Genomic DNA, 201 nt, shown 5'->3' on the forward strand with positions numbered 1-201 from the left:
TCGTCAGACGGGCGAGGACCGACCTCACCTATAAGTATTTCCTGGATCTCGCGCCGGAGGACGGCGTCATCAACCCGTCCTCGCTCACGAAATTCCGCCGCCAACGCATGGACGACGACAAACTGCTCGACAAACTGCTCGCACACACGGTCGAGGTCGCGAAAGAGATGGGGCTGCTGAAGGGACGGACGCTGATCGTCG

At 60.7% G+C, this 201-nt stretch carries 1 pseudogene; it reads left to right on the forward strand.

Annotated features, from left to right (window positions below):
- A pseudogene (locus EVJ32_RS16125) lies at nt 1–201 on the forward strand (IS5/IS1182 family transposase); the annotation flags it as partial.

Source organism: Exiguobacterium sp. SH5S4, from assembly GCF_004337045.1.
In the GTDB taxonomy this organism is placed as follows: Bacteria; Bacillota; Bacilli; order Exiguobacteriales; family Exiguobacteriaceae; genus Exiguobacterium; species Exiguobacterium aurantiacum_A.